18 protein-coding genes are annotated in these 15,793 nt (G+C 63.5%); 10 read left to right on the forward strand and 8 right to left on the reverse strand.

Annotation, left to right across the window (positions count from 1 at the left end; all coding sequences use genetic code 11):
- Positions 1-4: 4 nt before the first annotated feature.
- Both ASE60_RS25005 and ASE60_RS25010 read left to right on the forward strand, forming a co-directional pair.
- On the forward strand, positions 5-1,087 hold the full coding sequence (locus ASE60_RS25005) for a D-alanine--D-alanine ligase family protein (RefSeq protein ID WP_057254003.1): 1,083 nt from the start codon (positions 5-7) through the stop codon (positions 1,085-1,087).
- Positions 1,088-1,204: 117 nt separating this feature from the next.
- A complete protein-coding gene (locus ASE60_RS25010; protein ID WP_057254004.1) occupies positions 1,205-1,750 on the forward strand; it encodes a BA14K family protein in 546 nt (181 codons plus the stop codon).
- A gap of 127 nt (positions 1,751-1,877) precedes the next feature.
- Here ASE60_RS25010 and ASE60_RS25015 read toward each other — a convergent pair whose 3' ends face one another.
- The 4 genes from ASE60_RS25015 to ASE60_RS25020 all read right to left on the reverse strand — a co-directional run bounded on the left by ASE60_RS25015 (position 1,878) and on the right by ASE60_RS25020 (position 3,933).
- A complete protein-coding gene (locus ASE60_RS25015; protein WP_113133113.1) occupies positions 1,878-2,180 on the reverse strand; it encodes a hypothetical protein in 303 nt (100 codons plus the stop codon).
- A 324-nt stretch (positions 2,181-2,504) separates the two neighbouring features.
- A complete protein-coding gene (locus tag ASE60_RS36085) occupies positions 2,505-2,636 on the reverse strand; it encodes a hypothetical protein (protein WP_280137725.1) in 132 nt (43 codons plus the stop codon).
- 334 nt (positions 2,637-2,970) lie between these two features.
- On the reverse strand, positions 2,971-3,138 hold the full coding sequence (locus ASE60_RS35300; protein WP_200964205.1) for a hypothetical protein: 168 nt from the start codon (positions 3,136-3,138) through the stop codon (positions 2,971-2,973).
- Positions 3,139-3,564: 426 nt separating this feature from the next.
- Entirely contained in the window at positions 3,565-3,933 is a 369-nt protein-coding gene (locus ASE60_RS25020) for an SEL1-like repeat protein (RefSeq protein WP_057254007.1), read from the reverse strand.
- 413 nt (positions 3,934-4,346) lie between these two features.
- Between ASE60_RS25020 and ASE60_RS34125 the strand changes: the two genes are divergently transcribed.
- From ASE60_RS34125 to ASE60_RS25040, 5 genes are all read left to right on the forward strand, one after another.
- Positions 4,347-4,736, forward strand: coding sequence for a hypothetical protein (locus tag ASE60_RS34125; protein WP_113133112.1), 390 nt, complete (start codon positions 4,347-4,349; stop codon positions 4,734-4,736).
- Positions 4,621-6,060, forward strand: coding sequence for a terminase large subunit (locus tag ASE60_RS25025; protein ID WP_057254009.1), 1,440 nt, complete (start codon positions 4,621-4,623; stop codon positions 6,058-6,060). The genes ASE60_RS34125 and ASE60_RS25025 overlap by 116 nt, the downstream gene beginning before the upstream one ends.
- A gap of 60 nt (positions 6,061-6,120) precedes the next feature.
- The gene (locus ASE60_RS25030; protein WP_057254011.1) at positions 6,121-6,537 is read left to right on the forward strand and encodes a hypothetical protein; all 417 of its coding nucleotides are present in this window, start codon (positions 6,121-6,123) and stop codon (positions 6,535-6,537) included.
- A gap of 2,051 nt (positions 6,538-8,588) precedes the next feature.
- A complete protein-coding gene (locus ASE60_RS34130) occupies positions 8,589-8,792 on the forward strand; it encodes a hypothetical protein (RefSeq protein ID WP_082616116.1) in 204 nt (67 codons plus the stop codon).
- Positions 8,779-9,153 (forward strand): DUF1515 family protein, encoded by a 375-nt coding sequence (locus ASE60_RS25040; protein ID WP_057254447.1) that lies wholly within the window; start codon positions 8,779-8,781, stop codon positions 9,151-9,153. Before ASE60_RS34130 ends, ASE60_RS25040 begins: the two co-directional genes overlap by 14 nt.
- Positions 9,154-9,510: 357 nt before the next feature.
- Here the strand turns inward: ASE60_RS25040 and ASE60_RS25045 are convergent, their stop codons facing one another.
- Positions 9,511-10,542: a helix-turn-helix domain-containing protein gene (locus ASE60_RS25045; protein WP_244495699.1), complete on the reverse strand. Its 1,032-nt coding sequence runs from the start codon at positions 10,540-10,542 to the stop codon at positions 9,511-9,513.
- Between the two features lie 118 nt (positions 10,543-10,660).
- Between ASE60_RS25045 and ASE60_RS25050 the strand changes: the two genes are divergently transcribed.
- Both ASE60_RS25050 and ASE60_RS25055 read left to right on the forward strand, forming a co-directional pair.
- Positions 10,661-11,677, forward strand: a complete 1,017-nt coding sequence (locus ASE60_RS25050; protein WP_057254014.1) for an alpha/beta hydrolase — start codon at positions 10,661-10,663, stop codon at positions 11,675-11,677.
- A 72-nt stretch (positions 11,678-11,749) separates the two neighbouring features.
- On the forward strand, positions 11,750-12,715 hold the full coding sequence (locus ASE60_RS25055) for an MBL fold metallo-hydrolase (RefSeq protein WP_057254016.1): 966 nt from the start codon (positions 11,750-11,752) through the stop codon (positions 12,713-12,715).
- A gap of 79 nt (positions 12,716-12,794) precedes the next feature.
- On the opposite strand, the gene ASE60_RS25060 is transcribed toward ASE60_RS25055, so the two are convergent.
- The 3 genes from ASE60_RS25060 to ASE60_RS25070 are packed head-to-tail and all read right to left on the reverse strand — an operon-like array spanning position 12,795 to position 14,735.
- Positions 12,795-13,907, reverse strand: coding sequence for an NADH:flavin oxidoreductase (locus ASE60_RS25060; RefSeq protein WP_057254018.1), 1,113 nt, complete (start codon positions 13,905-13,907; stop codon positions 12,795-12,797).
- Position 13,908: 1 nt separating this feature from the next.
- Positions 13,909-14,301, reverse strand: coding sequence for a RidA family protein (locus ASE60_RS25065; protein ID WP_057254020.1), 393 nt, complete (start codon positions 14,299-14,301; stop codon positions 13,909-13,911).
- A 41-nt stretch (positions 14,302-14,342) separates the two neighbouring features.
- Positions 14,343-14,735, reverse strand: a complete 393-nt coding sequence (locus ASE60_RS25070) for a RidA family protein (RefSeq protein WP_057254022.1) — start codon at positions 14,733-14,735, stop codon at positions 14,343-14,345.
- Between the two features lie 141 nt (positions 14,736-14,876).
- On the opposite strand from ASE60_RS25070, the gene ASE60_RS25075 reads away from it, so the two are divergent.
- Positions 14,877-15,785, forward strand: a complete 909-nt coding sequence (locus ASE60_RS25075) for a LysR substrate-binding domain-containing protein (RefSeq protein ID WP_057254024.1) — start codon at positions 14,877-14,879, stop codon at positions 15,783-15,785.
- The last annotated feature ends 8 nt before the right edge of the window (positions 15,786-15,793 follow it).

Genomic DNA, 15,793 nt, shown 5'->3' on the forward strand with positions numbered 1-15,793 from the left:
CGTCATGACAGGGAAGTTGCGCATTGCCGTGTTGTTTGGTGGGCGTTCGGCGGAGCATGAGGTTTCGCTGATGTCGGCGCGCAATGTCGTCGCCGCGCTTGACAGAGCACGCTACGAGATCGTGCCGATCGGCATTGCCAAAGATGGGCGTTGGCTGTTGCTCGAGCTTGAAAACGGCGAGCTGCCCCGGACCATTCCGGCGGCAGGAACGCAAGTTGCGCTGATCCCGGGCGGCAAGGGCCGGGCGGTCACCATTGCCGCCGACGGAACGCAAGGGCTGCTGCCGGCCGTCGACCTCATCTTTCCGGTGCTGCACGGGCCGTTCGGCGAGGACGGGACGGTGCAGGGTTACGCCGAGACGGCCGATGTCGCCTATGTCGGCTGCGGCGTTGCGGCTTCGGCGGCCGCCATGGACAAGGTGCTCGCCAAGCGCCTGCTTGCGGCTGAGGGGCTGCCGGTCGCGCGTGCCATCGCGCTGCATCAGGAGGACGCCTATTCCGGCGAAACCATCCTGGAAACACTGGGATTGCCGGTTTTCGTTAAGCCGGCGCGGCAGGGCTCATCCGTCGGCGTCAGCCGTGTCAATAGCCTCGACGGGCTTGCGGCTGCGCTGGAAGAGGCGTTTCGCCACGACGACAAGGTGCTGATCGAAGAGTTCGTGCAGGCCCGCGAGATCGAGTGCTCGGTGCTGGAAGACGCCAAGGGCAGGCTCACCGTGTCGCGGCCGGGAGAGATCATCCCCGCCGAAAGCCACGGTTTCTACAGCTACGACGCCAAATATGTCGACGCTGGCGGCGCGATCGTGAATGCGCCGGCGGACCTTGCCGAAGAGGTGGGCGCGCGGGCGCAGGAGATGGCCGAGCGGGCCTTCCGGGCACTGGCCTGCGCCGGCATGGCGCGCGTCGATTTCTTCCTGCGGCCAGATGGAAGCCTCGTCATCAACGAGATCAACACCATTCCCGGCTTCACCAATATCAGCATGTATGCCAAGGCGCTTGCGGCAGACGGAATCTCCTATGTCGCGGCGGTGGAAACGCTGATTGCGCATGCGCTCGCGTTGCGTGGGGATGGGGCCGCGCGCGCATGAAACACTGGCCGCGGATGCCGCCTTTGGGTTGTATTACATATTAGATGTATCGCATTCATTGTGGGTTCACGTCATTCCGCGAAACTGCCGCCTGTTTCCAAACGGACAGGTGATGAGATGAAGAAGATTGCCATCGTCATAATGGCGGCGGTTACGGCTCTTTCGGGCATCACGCCGGCGAATGCCGTGCCGGCGGTTGCCATCGAGCGGGTGCAGAAGAGCGACGTCGAGTTGGTGCAGCACCGGGAATGGAACGGCGGCCATTATCGCCGGCGTCCGCCCGGTTGGCATGGCGGCTATCGCCCGCGCCCCGGTTGGGACGGCGGCTACCGCCCGCGGCCAGGCTGGCATGGCGGCTATCGTCCGCGCCCGGGCTGGGATGGCGGCTACCGCTATGGACACTATAACGGCTACCGCGGCTATCGCTACGAGCGCTACGGCTATCGTCGCCACAATGACGGCTGGTGGTATCCGCTGGCGGCCTTCGGCACCGGCATCATCATCGGCGGCGCGATTGCCGCTCCGCCGCGCAGGGCGGATGCCGGGGTGAACCCGCGGCACGTGGACTGGTGCTATGCCCGCTACCGCTCGTACCGCGCTTGGGACAATAGCTTTCAGCCCTATGGCGGCCCGCGCCAGCAGTGCTATTCGCCCTACTTCTGAGCGAAGCGCGTTCCAAAAAAAAGGCCCGTCGGTTGTGGTGACCGGCGGGCTTTTCTGTTCATGCTTGCAAGTCAGTTAGCCGCATGTCGTTTATCGCAAAACCGCTGCCCACTTTTGCGCGACATGCCTATCGGCTGCTCTTCGGAAGCCCCTCGTCGAAGCGGGTCTTTTCGCGCGCCGGGTCGTCGTCGAGGATTTTCTCCTCGCCGTCTTCGGGCAGGGCGTCGTCCGGGTTCACATTGGCCTCATCGCGGCTCGGAACCGGCGGCACCCGGCCCTGGTCACCCGGCGGAATGTCATCGCCCTCAGGAACCAGATCGACCGGCAACGGCGGGATCCTGCCGATCGGCACGACGGTCGGTTCTGCGGGTTGCGACAGGTCTTCGGGTGTCTGCCTGAGATCACGTGATTTCGGGTTCGCCTTGCTCATCCTCGCATCTCCTCGGTTGGTCATGTCGAAGGAGTAAGGCGAGGAGGCGGGAAAGGTTCCCGGCTGCCGGGCAGGGGAACGTCTGTGAGAGGAAGGGAGCCAAAGTGCTCGCTGTCGCCAGTCGACGCTGTCCGCGCTCAAGATGGTGCGGCCCGGCGAACGAGTGGCGCTGCGAAGCGGGCGCTTGCGCGCTTAGCACGTTTCATGGAAGAGCCAGCGGCTCTAAAGCGTCGCGATCTTTCAGATTCGCTCCTTGCGCTTTAAGTTCTTGATATTTCGCATGTCGTTGTCGCAAAACCGCTGCGCACTTTTGCGCGACAGGCTTTAGAACTTCAACCGGGCGTCGTCATGCTCGGGAGGACGGTGTGCGTCCTTGCGGCGCATTCCGTAGGCAAGCGCAAGCCCCAGGATGGCGGAGCCGACGACGATGGCGGCGAGTGCGAAGAAATTCTCCATGGCATTTTCCTCCCAAGGGGAAGCTTAACACAGAATGCGCGCAAACAAATGGCGTGGCACCGAGATTGCGCGTCATGGTTACTCAACGCGTTTCGGCGCCGGAGGTTCAATCAGCAAGCGCCGAAGCGAGGCGAACGGTGCCGGCAGGCTCCGTGCATGGCGGTGCTGTCATACGCGGACTGGACAGGCAGCCTGCGGTCGGCGACGCTCGTCACAGGGCCGTTCAGTTTTGGGTTGTCGCAGCAAAACCGCTGCGCACATTTGCGCGACGTGCTTTATTGGTTTGTCGCGTGTCGTTATCGCAAAACCGCTACGCACTTTTGCGCGACATGCTTTAGTAGCCGGAGCTTCCGCCGCCCTGGCTCATGCCTTGGCCGCCTTGCGTGCCCTGGTTTCCCTTGCTTGGGGCAGGGGCGGTGCTGCGGCTGGCCTGGTCGGTGGTGCAGCCGGCAAGCGCGACAAGCGCCGCGATAACAGCGGCAAGCAGATATCGTGGGGTCATGGGATCCTCCCGTCGTCGTGGGAACGGCCTTCGACCGCCTCGCCATCGAACCGGACATGGCACGCCTGGTCCTGGCCGGCGGCCCATCGCCGCGGGGCAAAGGCAGTGTCGCGTGCCGGGCGTAACTATATCACCAAACGATGGGAGCGGGCGGGCGAGACGGCAGGTGGGCGTGAGGCGAGCGACGCAGGCGGCTCGCGAAAAAAAAGAACAAAACAGAAACAAATTTAGGTGGCGGGGCTTGCCAAGCGCCCGGAAGCGGGCTAAGGATATTACAGGCTGGCCGTTTCGTCATTGAAGCGGCCTTTTTGATTCCGGGTCAGCTAAGGCGAGCGGCCTACAGCGCCGCGCGTCTTATCGGACGCGCAAAGGTCGCCTGACCGTTGCGGATCGTTACGGTGCTTCGCGAAGGCCGGTTGGCGCTTGCTATGCTTCCTGTTTGGCGATCTTGCCGGAAACGGCGCGGGCGGGCTCAATTCGCGCGCGCGGTTGCCCAATGTTGCGAAGCCAGCGCGAGGCCTCTTTCGGATCGCGCTCGACGCCGAGCCCCCTTTGATAGATGGTGACGAGACGGGCCTGCGCGGCGGGATGACCCTGGCGGGCGGCCTGCCGGTTCCAGTGAAGCGAGGCGGCGTAGTGTTCCTCGCCGCCGTCGTTGAAATAGATTTCGGCCAGTTTTGCCTGGGCGTCGACGTTCCCCGAGGTGGCCAGTTCAAGCAACCTGGGCGAGATATTCGTTGCGGAGGGCCGCGGGGTGAAAATGGTCTTCAACTTACTGAACGCGTTGCGGATCATCTGACACCTGTTGCATCCATCGCACGGTTCCCGCAGCGGGCCTGCTAGGCTGATAAATTACTCAAAATCTTGAACTACTTTGGCTTTTCCCTGGCTAGCAGGGCGCTTGCGATGCATTCCGCCAAGAGGACCCGAAACGGGGCAACCCGGTGGGCCGCATTGATGACCGGATACAACCTGAAGTCAAGGTTGCAAGCGTGACATCCGGCGTGACACCCGCAATTTTCTGTGATCGGCTGTCACGCTCGGCGCGCGTTGCGCTGTCCGCGGTGACGGCGCTCGACGATTGGCAGGTGCGCCGAGCCATTCGAGCAAAGACGAGGTGACGGACCGAAGTCGAGGCCGAGTGCCTTTTCTGTCAAAGCCGCGGCTGCCAGCAGGCTCAGCGGCTCAGCCTGCCCGGAGTAATTTCCATGACAAGCAAACCAGCCAAGGACCCGAAAACCGGGCGTTTTTTGCCGCGCGCCGACCGGGCAGGTGCGGTCATCCGGCCGCGCGCCCGCAAGGCGGTACGCACCAAACTCGGCGAGCTTTTCCTCGAAGACATGCTTTCGGCCTGGGAAAGCCGCGGGGCAGCGGCGATCCACGCGCTGATCGAGAAGAACCCGCATGATTTCCTGAAGGCCGTCGCGGCGCTGATGCCGAAGGACGTGACCATCAATGCCAACCAGATCGGCGAGATGACGGATGAACAACTCCTTCAGCGGATCCGCAAGCTCGACCAAACCATCCGGCCTTTCCTTGCTGCTCAAGGAGCGGATGGAGCTGGCGATGGAGATCGGGCGCCGGCAGAACACGAATAGGCTGCTCTATTACCGGCCCTATGCGAGGCAGACGGCATTCCATGAAGCAGGGGCCACGTTCCGCGAGCGGCTGTTCATGGCCGGCAATCAGCTCGGCAAGACGCTGGCCGGTGCTGCGCAAGCGGCGATGCATCTGACAGGCGACTATCCCTCTTGGTGGGCGGGCCGACGGTTCGAGCGGCCGATCACGATGATCGGCGGCTCGGAATCGCACGAGCTGACACGCGATGGCGTGCAGCGGCTGCTCGTCGGCCCGCAGATGAGCGAGGAGGATTGGGGCACCGGCTATATCCCGAAATCGAATATTTCAGGCTGGACCCGGCGTTCCAGCGCTTCCGGCGCGCTCGACAGCGTGACGGTGCGCCATGCTTCGGGCGGCACCTCGACGCTGCTTCTCAAAGCCTATGAGCAGGGCCGGGCGAAATGGCAGGCAAACACGGTGGACTATGTCTGGTTCGACGAGGAGCCGCCGGAGGATGTCTATTTCGAGGGCATCACCCGCACCAATGCGACGGGCGGCTCGGTCGCCGTGACCTTTACGCCGCTGAAAGGCATGAGCTCGGTCGTCAGCCGCTACCTGCTGGAACCCTCCGAAGACCGGACCGTGGTGACGATGACGATTGACGATGCCGAGCACTACACGCCGCAGGAGCGCGCGAAGATCGTTGCGAGCTACCCGGCGCATGAGAAGGAAGCGCGCACCAAGGGTGTGCCGACACTCGGCTCCGGCCGGATTTTCCCGGTGACCGAGGAACAGATCCGCGTCGAGCCGTTCGAGATACCCAGGCATTGGGTGCAGATCGGCGGGCTCGACTTCGGCTGGGACCACCCCTTTGCCGCAGCGCTTTGCGCCTGGGACCGGGAGGCCGATGTCTTCTATGTGACCCGGGTCTACCGCGAGCGCGAGGCGACGCCGATCATCCATGCGGCGGCGCTCAAACCTTGGGGGCCCTGGCTGCCGTGGGCGTGGCCGCATGACGGGCTGCAGCACGACAAGGGCTCGGGCGAGCAGCTGGCGGCGCAATATCGCGGGCAGGGGCTGGCGATGCTTTTGGAGCGTGCGACCTTCGACGACGGCACCAACGGCGTCGAGGCGGGGATCTCCGACATGCTGCAGCGCATGCAGACCGGGCGCTTCAAGGTGTTTTCCACTGCGAGCGAATGGTTCGAGGAGTTCAGGCTCTACCACCGCAAGGATGGCCGGATCGTGAAAGAGCGCGACGACGTGATTTCGGCCTCTCGTTATGCGCTGATGATGAAACGCTTTGCCCGGGTGAAGGCGGACGCCGCCGCCTGGGCCTTTACCGATCGGAAGGTTCTCTGATGGCAGAGAACACCCTTGCCGGAAGCGAACTTTTAACGCGGGCTCGCTACCAGTGCGGGTATGTATTTTTTCTGGGGAAGCAAACGAAGGCTGATTTGGGCGCTGCTTGGCGTGCTGTTGGCGATTTCGATTTCAGCCGACCTACTGCACCAGAGCGGCATCGTAACGGCCAGGAGCGCCACGCTCTCGGTCTATGCCTGGACAATACTGTCTTTCACCTTCATTGCCGCGTTGATACTGTGGCGCGAGCCCGACTACGTTTCCAGGTTCTTCGACGTTATTCCGGTGGCAGAGATGAAGCGAGCCTACCTGGGGCTCGGAGGCTTAGTGACGTTCGCTGCCCTGTCGAGTGGCATGGCGCGGCAAGAGGGGTTCATGCCCATCGCTCAGTTCGTCGCGTCGGCCAGTGGCATATTCGTTCTCCCAGACTGGTTGGCCGCGGTCAGGTCTCATCGAAGGTCTCGCCGCAAGGGGTGATGCAATCGATCGACGGCTGCCCTCCGTTGCCGACCTGTCCAACATTCTGCAACAACAAGCGGTGAGCTGGCGACCTAAGGTTTCTCACCCCGGTGTTCGCCGTCACCAATCCCTCACGACAAACGATGTTCATGCGACATCTTTCCGCTGCCGATCAACCCCAGGGCGCGGCCGCACCGTTCGGGCCGCGCGTGACAACGGCAGCATCTCAACCATATTCCTCCCTGAAAGGTTCTCTGATGGCAGCGATGACGAAACCGGAACTGACGGAGCTCGTGAGCCAGCTCGTCAGGGATTGCGAGGACTATCGCGACCAGCTTTCGGCCACGCGTGTGCGGGCAATGGAATACTACGACGGCGTGATGGCCGACGTGCCGGCGGAAGCGAACCGCTCGAAGGTGGTTTCGCGCGACGTGCGGGCGGCGGTGAAGAAGGTGCTGCCTTCGCTCATCCGCACCGTGCTTGGCAATGACAAGGTGGTGGAATACCAGCCGGTCAACCAGGGCGACGAGGCAGGCGCCGAGCAGGCGACCGACTACATCAACTACATCGTCTTTCCCGAAAGCGACGGCTATGACGCGGTGCAGGATGCAGCGCATGACGCGCTGAAGCTCGGCAACGGCGTGATCCGCTGGTGGTACGAGAAGAAGAAAAGCGTCGAGGTTTCGACCCATAGCGGGCTCGACGAGGCCGCCCTGGTGCAACTGATCGCCGACGACACGGTGGAGGTGCTGGAACAGGCGCAATCGGTCGAACGGATCGAGCTGCCCACCGGGCCGGTGGAGCAGCCGGTCTTCACCGTCAAGATCCGCCGTACGGCCGAGCGTGGGGCGACAAGGCTTGCCGCCGTGCCGCTCGAGGAATTCCTCGTTCATCCAGATGCGATCTCGATCGACGACAGCCCGATTGCCGGCATCAAGCGGCGGATGCGCCGCTCGGATCTGATCGCCATGGGCTACGACCGTGATCTCGTCGAAGGTTTTGCCATTGCCGGTAATGCCGATGGCGAGGACGAAGAATTTGCCCGCAGGCGCGGCATCTTCGGCGACGGCGAGGAGACCGCGACGGCGCTGCAGGAGGTGGACTACTACGAGCTCTATGTGAAGGTGGATGCGGACGACGACGGCATTGCCGAGCTTCGGCGCCTGGTCTTTGCCGGCGGCACCGGGGCCGACAACCTGCTCGAGGATGCGGAATGGGACGAGGTGCCCTTTGCCGATCTCATAACCGAGCGGCGGCCGCACCAGCGCGAGGGCAATGCGATCACCGACGACATGGCGGAGATCCAGCGGGTGAAGACCGTGCTTCTGCGCCAGACGCTCGACAATCTCTACTGGCAGAACAACCAGCAGCCGATCGTGCAGGAAGGGGTGATCCAAAACCCGGAATCGGTGCTGAACCCGAAGTTCGGCCAGCCGATCCGCGTCGGCCAGGGCGTCGATGTGCGCGGCGCCGTTGGCTACACGGCGGTGCCGTTCGTGGCGCGGGAATCCTTCTCGATGCTCGGCTATCTCGACCAGGAGGCGACCGATCGCACCGGCATTTCCGATGCCTCGAGCGGCATGGCGCCGGATGCGCTGCAGAACATGACGGCGAAGGCGACCGCGCTCGTCGAACAGGCGGGCATCGGCCAGACGGAGCTGATGGTGCGCACCTTCGCGCAAGGGCTGAGGCGGGTGTTCAAGGGGCTGCTTGGGCTGACCATCAAGCACCAGGACCGGCCGCGGGCGGTGCGTCTGCGCGGCAAATGGGTGACCTTCGACCCGCGCCACTGGAACGCCGGCATGGATGCGACCGTCAACACCGGGCTTGGTGCGGGTACCCGCGAGCGCGACATGCTGATGATCCAGATGATCCAGCAATTGCAGGAAAAGCTCTTGACGACGCTCGGGCCGGACAATCCTTACGTCTCTCCCGACAATCTCTACAACGGCATCGCCAAGACCGTGGAGGCGGCCGGGCTGAAATCGCCCGACCTCTACTTCACCAAGCCGACGCCCGAGGACAGAGCCGCGCTCGCGAAAAGCGCTTTGATTACGATTCCTGCCTTGATGCAGGCGGGTTGTGGAACTTCGCAACCGGCCAGTGTTCCGGGTCTGCGGGGCGTCGTCGGAACTGATCTCGTCGGCGCGCGCGGCGCGACTGCTGCCGATCAACGCCGGATTGATCGCACGGCCGTTGGCCTCTGTGCTGCGGAAATCTGGACACGGGCGGAATGCGCCAGGCATGGGGGGCGCGCCGATGTCGGCAGTTGAAATCGATGTTGCCGTTCACCGCCAGCTCGGCGAATTGGTTGCGGGCATGCGCGGCTTGCAAGAATCCATCCGCCGGATCGAGGAGGGCAGCCGCCGTGCCGAGGACAAGTACGCCGCCATTCATGGCAGCGTACATCTACGCATGGAGCAGCTGGTCGATCGCGTGGGTGAGATCGAGGCGTCTGTCTCGGCGATCGGTGCGGACGTCGCGGAGATGAAGCCGGTGACCGACGACGTCAGGCGCTGGAAGCTGATGGGGATCGGCGCATTGGGCGTCACCGGCATCGCGGCGATGGCGCTGGGCGTCAGCTTCGCCGAGGCGATCCGCCGCGTCGTCTTTGTCATCATGGGCAAGGGCTGACGGGGCCGTCTGAGATCGGAGGCGCCGCGAAGGCCTAAGCTGGGTCGACGAGATTTGCCGGCCGAGTTCCGAGACAAGTCAGATCTGGATTGACCGCTCGTCCAAGGAAGATCGTTCCAAACCACTATATTCAATGCACGCCGCGCGCCCCAACGGGCGCGCGGCGGTTTTTGCGTTTTCTATCCCTTCGGGGTCACCAAGACGGCGTTGCCGTCGCCCATGATCGGCTTGTTGTCCTTTATCGGGGGAGCGCCAGGTGGGGAGAACCTACCAGGAGATGCGCTGTGGGCTGTCACTTTGGTCGGGTCTTGAGCGGATGCAGCTTGCTGGCGCGCTCAATCGACGGAGCGCCCTAGGTCACAAAGCCGGCACCGCATTCGGCGCTCCTGCGGCCATTCGCCGGGCACCATCCGATACCGAGAAGCGGAGGCGATATTCCTTTGGCGAGAGACCGAGGATCTTGCGGAAGATCTTGCGGTAGGCGTTGGTGTCGTCATAGCCGCTCTGCCAGGCGACCTGCTCGATCGACAGATGCGAGCGCTCCAGCAGATCGCGTGACTTGGCGATCCGCAGCCGCTGGCAATACTCCGTCGGGTTGAAGCCGGTCGCCTTCTGGAAGCGGCGCAGGAACGTGCGGTCGCCGAGCCCGGCGCGCTCGGCCATCATCTGCAGCGTCACGCCCTTGGTGCTGGTGCCATGCAGCCAGTGCTGGATCTTGAGGATGACGTTGTCGCCGTGATCGAGCTTCGGCGCGAAGACGCTGTAGTAGCTCTGCTCGCGCGCGCCGGGATCGATAATCATATACCGCGCCGTTGCCAGCATGACGTCGGTTCCGAGGAAGCGGTCGACGAGTTTCAGCCCGAGATCGATCCAGGCCATCATGCCGCCGGCGGTGATGATGTCGCCCTCGTCGATCAGCAGCCTGTCGGTGTCGACGCGGACGTTGCCGTAGCGGTCGGCGATCAGGCCCTGGTGCGACCAGTGCGTGGTGATGGTGCGGCCAGCAGCGAGGCCGGATTCTGCGAGCAGATAGGCGCCGCCGCAGACGGAGCAGATGGTCGTGCCGCGTTGATGCTGCTCGCGCACGAAGGCGGGCAGGCCGCCGATCCTTTCGCCGACGGGCAGATCGGCGAGCGTCGGCGGCAGGATCAGCGCCACCAGGCCCGAGGAGGGACCCTGGTGGGTGTCGCGTGATTTCGCCACCGAGCCGTCTTCCTGCAGCTTCCAGTGGCTGATGCGGATCTGCGGAGCGTCTACCCCGCTCTGTTCGACCGATTGCATGCTCGCCACCTGGAACATGTCGGTCAGCCCGTGGATCGCCGACATCAGGGCGCGCGGGTAGACGACGATGCCGATCTCCGCCGGTTCGCTTTCCGCTCGTTTTGTCACTTCTGCCCCCATCGTTGTCAGCTTTGCCGGTCGAGAGGTTAGGCCCGCCGTTTTATCAATTCAACCATCGCTTCCACGGGATGGAAGCCGGGCAACAGAGATCGAAAAGGTGAGGACAATGACACAGGCAAAAGCAGTTTCCGCAAGCGTTTCCAATGGCGTTTCTCGCCGCACGGTTCTTTCAGCCGCCTTTGGTGCGGCGACGACCGCAGCCGCGGTCAACGCCATGAACAATCCGGCCAAGGCCGCATCCACAACCGCATCAACCGCCGGCGCGTCCGGCACCGAGGGAGCAAATACCATGGGCAGCCGTATCACCACCCGCGATGGCGTCGAGATCTACTACAAGGACTGGGGTCCAAAGGATGGCCCGGTCGTCGTGCTCAGCCACGGCTGGCCGCTGTCATCGGACAGCTGGGAAGCGCAGGCCTTCCACCTCGCCGCCAATGGCTTCCGCGTCATCACCCATGACCGCCGCGGCCACGGCCGCTCGTCGCAGCCCTGGGACGGCAACGACATGGATCACTATGCCGACGACCTGGCCGACCTCATCAATGCGCTCGATCTGAAGGCCATCTTCCTTGCCGGCTTCTCCACCGGCGGCGGCGAGATCAGCCGCTATATCGGCCGCCACGGCACGGGCCGGATCGCCAAGGCCGGGTTGATCTCGGCAGTGCCGCCGCTGATGGTCAAGACCGACAAGAACCCCGGCGGCCTGCCGAAGGAGGTGTTCGACGGGCTGCAGGCGGGAAGCCTCAAGGATCGCTCGAAGCTCTACCGCGATATCGCCTCGGGTCCGTTCTTCGGCTTCAACCGGCCGGGTGCGGTTGCTTCCCAAGGCATGATCGACAGCTTCTGGCTGCAGGGTATGATGGGCGGCCACAAGAACACCTACGACTCGATCGTCGCCTTCTCGCAGACCGACTTTACCGAGGACCTGAAGAGGTTCGATGTGCCGACCCTGATCATCCATGGCGACGACGACCAGATCGTGCCGATCGATGCCGCCGCACGGGCCTCGAAGAAGCTCGTCCCGCATGCCGAACTCAAGGTCTATGCCGGCGCGCCGCACGGCATCACCGACACGCACAAGGACCAGCTCAACGCCGATCTGCTCGCCTTTGCCAAGGCCTGATGCTTGCTCGCCGGTGGCGCCCAAGGGCGCACCGGCACCTTTCCTCAGATGTTTCAGCCAAGGACCAGAGCCATGACCTCTTCCCGCAATTCCACCGACGCATCCGGTCCCGACCGTCGTGAATTCCTTGCCGGTTCCAGCGCGATTGCTGCTTCCGCCCTCCTGCCGAAAGGTGCCTACGCCGCTGACGTCCATCGTTTTCAGCACGGCAGTTTCGATATTTCCGTTGTCAGCGACGGCTTCATCATGCTGCCGGTGAGCATCGTGCTGCCGGATGCGACGGCGGAGGAGCGGCCGGACATCATGCATCGCCTCGGCGGCACGCCCGAACGCGCGCCGTTTCATACCAATATCCCTGTTATCCGCACCGGCGGTGATGTCATCGTGGTCGACGACGGTTCGGGCAACCACTTCCAGGAAAGCGCCGGCAAGCTGCGCGCCAATCTGCTGGCTGCCGGCATCGATCCGGGTGAGGTCACGAAGGTGGTGCTGACCCACGCGCATCCCGATCATGCCGGAGGGACCCTTGGTGCCGATGGCAAATTGACCTTTCCGAACGCGCAGTATTTCGTATCGGAGGCCGAGTGGCAGTTCTGGACCGATCCGAACTTCGAAAAGACCATGCCGCAGGCGTTGCATGGCTTTGCCAAGGGCGCGCAGCGCGATCTTTTCGCGGTGCAAGATCGTCTGACCCTGGTCAAGCCCGGCGACGAGATCGTCAGCGGCATGCAGGTGCTCGATACGCGCGGCCATACGCCCGGCCACATCTCGCTTCAGCTTGCCGGTGGCGACGGCGCCGGGCATGAGGGCATGGTGATAACGGGCGATGCGGTGACCAGCAATGCCGTCTTTTTCGAACATCCCGACTGGCATTTCGGCTTCGACACGGATGCGGAACTGGCCTTGAAGAACCGCAAGGCCCTGATCGACAGGGCGGCATCGGAGCGGCTGGCGTTGCTTGGCTATCACTGGGCCTATCCGGGGATCGGGCGCGCCGAGCGGAACGGCTCAGCCTATCGTTTCGTCGCGGCCTCGTAACCGCGGAGAGCAGTCTTCAACGAGCGCGAGCGACGCAACCGACGGGCGCCTTCTCAAGCGCCCGTCGGTCCTTTCTTTCTCAGAGAGCGAGTTCGCTGGCCTTGATGTCGCTGATCGGCGCGAGGAACGGCAGGTCGAACGGGCGAAGATCGTTGCGTTCGACTGTCAGCCGCGGCCAGTCGGGATTGACAAGCGCGCCGCGGCCAAGCGCGATCATGTCGGCTCCGGCTTCCATCACCTCCTCTGCGCGTGCGAGATCGTGCAGACTGCCATTGGCGATGAGGAACAGGCGCGGCGCGTGGCGATGGGCAAGCGCCACGAGCGAGGCGTCGCCGCCGTCGAAGGCCGGCTTCCAAGCTTCGAACTCGGTCACGTGAACGAAATCGGCCGGACTTTCGGCCAGCGTCTTGAACACGCGCGCTGCACCCGGTTCGCGTTCGGCCCATTTGTGCCTGAAGTCGTTGACCTTGCCCTGGGAGAGGCGCAGTCCGAGCGGGACGTTGGGGCCTATCGCCGCGCGCACAGCCTTCAGCACCTCGAGCGACAGACCGAGCCGCTGCACGATATCGCCGCCCCAGCGGTCTGTCCGCCGGTTCGAGAAATCGGTGAAGAACTGATCGAGCAGGTAGCCGTTGGCGCCGTGGATCTCGATGCCGTCGAAGCCGGCGACCTCGATGGCCAAGCGAGCGGCATTAGCGAAGCCCTCGATCGCTTCGGCAATCTCGACCTCGCTGATCTCGCGCGGCAAAGGATAGGGGCCGTCGCCATGGTAGCCGGTCATCTGGGTGCCCTTCGGACGTATGGCCGAGGGGCCTACCGTATCCGGGCGGTAGGGGTTGCCCTGTGCCAATGCGCCGCCATGCATGAGCTGCGCGAAGATGCGGCCACCAGCGGCGTGGACTGTATCGACGACGCGGCGCCAGGCAGCCGCCTGTTCCCTGTCGGTCAGGCCGGGCTGGTCCCTGTAGGTCTGGGAATAGGCATTGTCGGTGTAGATGCCTTCGGTCGTGATCAGGCTGAAGCCGCCGCGGGCGAAGCGTTCGTAGTAGTGCTGCATGCGTTCGCCTGGAACGCCTGCAGCCGAAGCGCTGATGCGGGTCATCGGCGCGACCGACAGGCGGTTGGTGAAATCGAGCCCCTTGAGGGTGATGCCAGTGAAAACGGGAGATGGAAGGATCTGTGGCGCGTTCATCTCAGCGGTCTCCGTCAAGCGCGATCGCTTCGATCTCGATCAGTACATCGGGTGAATAGAGAGAAGAAACCTCGATCATGCTTTCAGCCGGGTAGGGTGCCGAAAGCCACTTGCGGCGAAGGTCGACCATCTTTCCCGCGTTCTCGGTGGAACGCAGGAAGATCGTGGTCTTGACGACCTTGTCGAGCCCGGAGCCGGCCGACTTCAAGGCGCGGTCGAGATTGCGAAAAGCCTGGTTGGCCTGGCGGTCGAAATCGCCAATGCCGACGATTTCGCCGTCGTCACCGATTGCCGCCTGGCCGGAGACAAAGACGAAGCCATTGGCCCCGATTGCCTGGGAGAGCAGGAACGGCGCGTAGGGATCCGGCGTGGTGACGACCTGTTCAAGATGCATGGAATGTCCTTTCGATGCCGGAACGATTTCCGGCGCTCATCTCAACGGCCTGCGTCGAGCGCGATCGCCTCGATCTCGATCAGCGCGTCAGGCGAGTAGAGCGAGGAGACCTCGATGATGCTGTCGGCGGGGTAGGGTGCCGAAAACCATTTGCGACGGAGTTCGATGATCTTCCCGAAATTCTCCATGGAGCGCAGGAAGATCGTAACCTTGACGATCTTGTCGAGGCCGGAACCGGCGGCCTTCAGGGCCCGGTCGAGGTTGCGGAAGGCCTGTTCGGCCTGGCGGTCGAAATCGCCTTCGCCGACGAGCTCGCCGTCATCGCCGATCGCCGCCTGCCCTGAGACGAAGACGAAGCCGTTGGCCTTGATCGCCTGGGAAAGCAGGAAGGGCGCGTAAGGATCCGGCTTGGTGATGACCTGTTCGAGAGACATGCTTTGTCCTTTCATGCTTGAGTTTTTCTCAGCTTGGCGCTGTTGCCTTGGCTGTTGAACTCAATATGCTGAGGAGATAGCAGGCTGACAAAGAGTGATTTCTCAGCTGATAGATGAGATGAATTCTTCCATGAGGATGCGATGAGGAAGCTGCCGCCGCTCGGCGCCTTGCGGGTCTTCGAAGCGGCCGCCCGCCGACTGAGCTTCAAGCATGCGGCGGAAGAGCTGAACGTTTCGGCGACCGCCGTCAGCCACCAGATCCGGCAGCTGGAGGAGATGCTGGAGGTCAAGCTCTTCGAGCGCGAGACGCGACAGGTGCATCTGACGGCTGCCGGCAAGGCGCTGTTTCCGGTGCTGCGCGATGGTCTCGATCGCTTCGAGCAGGCGATTGCCGACGTGCGCCGCCAGCAGGGGAGCAAGGTCGCGCGGCTGACCTCCACCGTCGCCTTCGTCGCCAAGCGTCTGGCGCCGCTCGCCGGCTCGTTTCGCGAAGCCTATCCGGACTGGACGCTGAGGCTCGACGCTTCCAACCGGACGATCGACCTGGAGGCGGACGCGGACGCCGCAATCCGTCTCGGTGGCGGACACTACCCGGGTCTCATAACCGAGCCGCTCTTTGCCGATCGTTTCGCCCCGGTCTGCGCGCCGCGACTGGTGCCGGCAAGTGCTGCGGATCTCAAACGCTCAACGCTCATTCATTTCGATTGGGGTGTGGCGCGCCGAGACGAGCCGCGTGCGCCGGTCTGGCGGCAATGGCTGGAGCGGGCTGGCATCGCAGATGTCGATGCGAACGCGGGTCTTTCGTTTACCGATGAAATCCATGCCGTTCAGGCCGCCGTAGCCGGGCAGGGCATCGGCCTTTTGAGCCTGACGCTGGTCGCCGAGGAACTCGCCTCGGGCATTCTCGTCCAGCCTTTTCCTGTGACGCTCGAAAGCGACCGCTACGATCTCGTCTATAGCCCACGGATGGCAGATCGACCGGCGACGCAGTTGTTGCGCGATTGGGTGATCGCGCAATTCGGCAGCGGCGACTGCCGCTCGCTCCCATAGTCGCCCCA

Source organism: Ensifer sp. Root278 (assembly GCF_001429285.1).
GTDB lineage: Bacteria > Pseudomonadota > Alphaproteobacteria > Rhizobiales > Rhizobiaceae > Ensifer.